The organism is Pseudoalteromonas sp. SR45-5, assembly GCF_014163565.1.
Classification (GTDB): Bacteria; Pseudomonadota; Gammaproteobacteria; order Enterobacterales; family Alteromonadaceae; genus Pseudoalteromonas; species Pseudoalteromonas distincta.
Genome location: NZ_JACJDN010000371.1, coordinates 1 through 4007 on the forward strand (window position 1 = coordinate 1; position 4007 = coordinate 4007).

The 4007-nt window shown below is 37.7% G+C and carries 3 protein-coding genes; 2 read left to right on the plus strand and 1 reads right to left on the minus strand.

Annotated features, from left to right (window positions below; genetic code table 11):
- A partial coding sequence (locus H5072_RS13470) for a CHASE domain-containing protein (RefSeq protein ID WP_182693807.1) occupies window positions 1-2374 on the plus strand: 2374 nt, incomplete at its 5' end.
- 127 nt (window positions 2375-2501) lie between these two features.
- Window positions 2502-3503: an adenosine deaminase gene (gene add, locus H5072_RS13475; RefSeq protein ID WP_024605929.1), complete on the plus strand. Its 1002-nt coding sequence runs from the start codon at window positions 2502-2504 to the stop codon at window positions 3501-3503.
- 54 nt (window positions 3504-3557) lie between these two features.
- Here add and H5072_RS13480 read toward each other — a convergent pair whose 3' ends face one another.
- Window positions 3558-3968, minus strand: a complete 411-nt coding sequence (locus tag H5072_RS13480; protein WP_138489806.1) for a CBS domain-containing protein — start codon at window positions 3966-3968, stop codon at window positions 3558-3560.
- Between the last annotated feature and the right edge of the window lie 39 nt (window positions 3969-4007).

Here is a 4007-nt window from a genome sequence, read left to right on the forward strand (position 1 = left end):
TATAAAAGCGCCGTTGGATTTATCTTCTTTAAAACACAGTGTTCAAAGCTTAATAGTAGCGGGGCCAATATGTTGTGTTATTGCTGCAGGTGTAGGAACAAGTTTATTAGCATTGAATAATGTGATCCCGACTACTGCTATTTTTGATAATTTTATAGCATGGTGGATTGGAGACAGTATTGGCGTACTTATATTTACACCTCTTGTACTTGCAGCCTTTAATTACACGCAAGTGCGCCACCGTATGCTGGTAATATTACCCTCACTATTAATTTATATACTGATCAGCGTGAGTTTTTATGGTGCTGCCAGTGTTAAAAAAGAAAAAGACATCCAAAAGCAAGAAGCTAAAGTACTTTCTGTGCAAAATGCTATAAGCCAGAAGCTCGATGGTATTACTGCTCACTTAGGATTGTTAGCTACATACTTTGCTAGTAGTGATAACGTTAATTTTAAAGAGTTTAAACAGTTTACTTCAAAGCAATTGGACTATAGCCAAGAAATTCTGGCTTTTGAATGGATACCTTATATACCAGCAAATAAACTCGCAGATTTTGAAACACATGAAAATACAGCCACAGGCAAACCTTTATACATAAAAGAAAAGTCACTAGATGGAGCTTGGCAACCAGCAAGTACGCGTAGTAATTACTTTCCAGTAAAGTACGTATATCCCTTAAAAGGTAATGAAGATGTTTTAGGGTTTGATTTAGCTTCAAGTAAAGTAAGAGGAGTAGCGCTTAGCAAAGCGAAAACACTCAATGAACTAGCACTAAGTGAGCCAATTAATTTAGTCCAAAATACAGCTGAGCAGGGAGTGCTCTTTTTATATCCTGTTTTTGGTGAATCATCTACCGAAGATGATTTTCAAGGTTTTGTGGCCGCTATTGTTAGCCTTAAGCGCTTATCGCAAACATTGTTATTTGATCACAACAATTCAATTTCAGCCAGTTTTTTTGATACAACGATACCAGGGAAAAAGCAGGCAATTTATATTGCCGATACCGATAACTCGCAAATGCTGTTTAAAGAATATCAATTGTTGATTGGCAAACGCATGTGGCAGGTCGAGTTATATGAACCAATAGTTAGAACGTCTTGGTTAATGTATTGGCTTGCACAAATAGTAGGTATGTTGTTTGTGTGGTTACTGATTACATTTTTGATTTCAGTTACTGGTACAAACATACAAATTCGCGAACAAGTGGCCAAGCAAACACATACACTACGCAAAGAAAAACAAAAAGCAGATGAAGCGAGTCATATAAAGGGGCAGTTTTTAGCAAACATGAGCCACGAAGTCCGCACCCCTATTAACGGTATAAAAGGGCTGCATTATTTAGCGCTCCAGCAAAACGATTGGCAACAAGCTAGAAGTTACATAGAGCAAGCAGATGGGGCACTTGGTGTTTTACTGAGGGTATTAAACGATGTGCTCGACTTTTCAAAAATGGAAGCAGGCAAGCTAGACTTAATGCAAGAGCCTATTAATGTAGCGAGTTTAGCTGATGAAATGCTTAATTTACTTCAATTTGAGGCTGACATTAAATCAATAAAGTTAAGTCTCGATTTTGATAAAACATCAAATTTGGTCATTAATACCGATCCAATCCGCTTAAAACAAGTGCTGCTGAACCTGCTCAATAATGCGGTTAAATTTACAGGGGAAGGTGAAATCACTCTGAAAATTTGGCAATCGAAAAAAATGACTTATTTTAGTATTAACGATACGGGTATTGGTATTAGTAGCGAAGCACAAAAACAATTGTTTAAACCGTTTGCGCAAGCTGATAGCTCAACCTCACGCCAATATGGTGGTACAGGCTTAGGATTAAGTATTTGCAAAAAACTGGTTGAGTTAATGGGTGGTGCAATTGATTTAGTTAGTTATGAAGGTAAAGGCTCTACATTTACATTTAGTTTGCCGCTCATCTCGCCTTTACCAAAGGCAGAGCAAATTCAGCAGCAATACAACGAAATAGACGTAAGTACATTATCATTTACAGGCTATAAATTACTTTTAGTAGAAGATAATCCACTTAATCAGCATGTTGCTAATGCTATTTTAAAAACAAAAGGCTGTATTGCCGACATTGCTAACGATGGTTTTGAAGCCATAGAAAAGCTAGCCGAAAATAGCTACGACATTGTGCTTATGGATATTCAAATGCCAAAAATGGATGGACTCAAAGCAACAAAAGTAATTCGCCGTGATTTAGAGTTAATTGATTTACCCATAATAGGGCTATCGGCGAACGCCCATGACGAGGACGTTAAAAAGGCACTAGCCTGTGGAATGAATGGTTATATTACCAAACCTATTGATGCAAATACGCTTTTTAAAACTCTTTGGCATCACTTATCAGGAAAATAAGCTGTATCATTTTTTTGCACAAAAAGCAGACATATGACCGCTAAAACTTACCGCAAATCATATAGACTTGAAAAATAACTGTATCTGCGTATCATGCGCGCAAATTTAACTAAACTGGGTTGCTATTATGATCAATAGAAAATTACCTTTGCTAGATATTCACCGCCATTTAGACGGTAATGTACGTGCGCAAACCATATTAGAACTTGGTCGACAGTTTAATATAGAGCTACCTGCAGATAACGTTGAAGCATTAATCCCTCATGTTCAAGTTATTGATCCTGAACCAAACCTCATGGCTTTTTTACAAAAGTTAGATTGGGGAGTTACTGTGCTTGGCGACTACGATGCGTGTAGACGTATCGCAATTGAAAACATTGAAGATGCACAAGCACAAGGTCTTGATTATGTGGAGCTTCGATTTAGCCCTTACTACATGGCACAAAGCCAAGGTTTACATCCAGAAGGCGTTGTAGAGGCAGTTGTTGATGGTATTAAATCAGCAACAAAGGGCGCAAATATAAAAGCTAACTTGATTGGTATTTTATCGCGTACTTATGGCGTAAAAACGTGTCAAAAAGAGCTTGATGCATTACTCGCATTTAAAAATGATTTAGTCGCTGTTGATTTAGCCGGTGACGAAATTGGCTTCCCGGGTGAGTTGTTTGTAGAGCACTTTAAACAAGTACGAAATGCGTATTTAGCTTCGACTGTCCATGCTGGAGAAGCACTTGGCGCTCCAAGTATTTGGCAAGCAATTAATGAGTTGGGTGCGAGCAGAATAGGGCATGGCGTTAAAGCAATTGAAGATCCAAAACTAATGGATTATTTACGCGATAACCGTATTGGTATTGAGTCATGCTTAACAAGTAATATTCAAACCAGTACAGTAAACGATTTAACTAAGCACCCACTTAAACAGTTTTTAGATCATGGTATTTTAGCGTGTATTAATACTGATGATCCTGCGGTTGAAGGTATTGAAATTGAGTATGAATATACCGTTGCTGCACCTAAAGCAGGCTTATCTCAAGCTGATATGGAAAAAGCCCAAAAAAATGCGTTAGAAATAGCATTTTTAAGCGATGGCGATAAAAAAGAACTTTTATCACTCGTTAGCGCACGTTAATGTAAGAGCATTAAAAATGCCGCTTTATATAAGCGGCATTTTTGTATCTGCAATTTAGTGTGTTTGGCAGCTTATGTAATTATCGTAAAGTGCTTTAAGTACATCTGCTCGGCTGATCATACCGATTACTTTAATGCCCTCTACAACAGGGTAGTTTTTTGGTTTACCAGGCTGCATCTGCTGTGCAAGCTCAATAATGTTGGTATCGCCGCTAACGGTCACTACCTCTGTTTGCATAAGCTGCGATACTTTAACCATCCCATCACAAAAATAACTGCTTTGAGTAAGTGGTTGTAACAGCTCTTGCTCTGATATAAATCCAACTAAGCATTTATCTTTATCAAATACTGGTGCGCCAAGTAGTTTAAATTTTTGTAGTTCTGCTATGGCTGTCGTCATTTCTGTATCTGGTGTGATATTTGGCAACTTGCGTTGCATAAAATCTTTTACTTTTGTATTTAGCATTTGGGTCTCTCCCGCTGATGTTCTATTCAAAGTATGGTT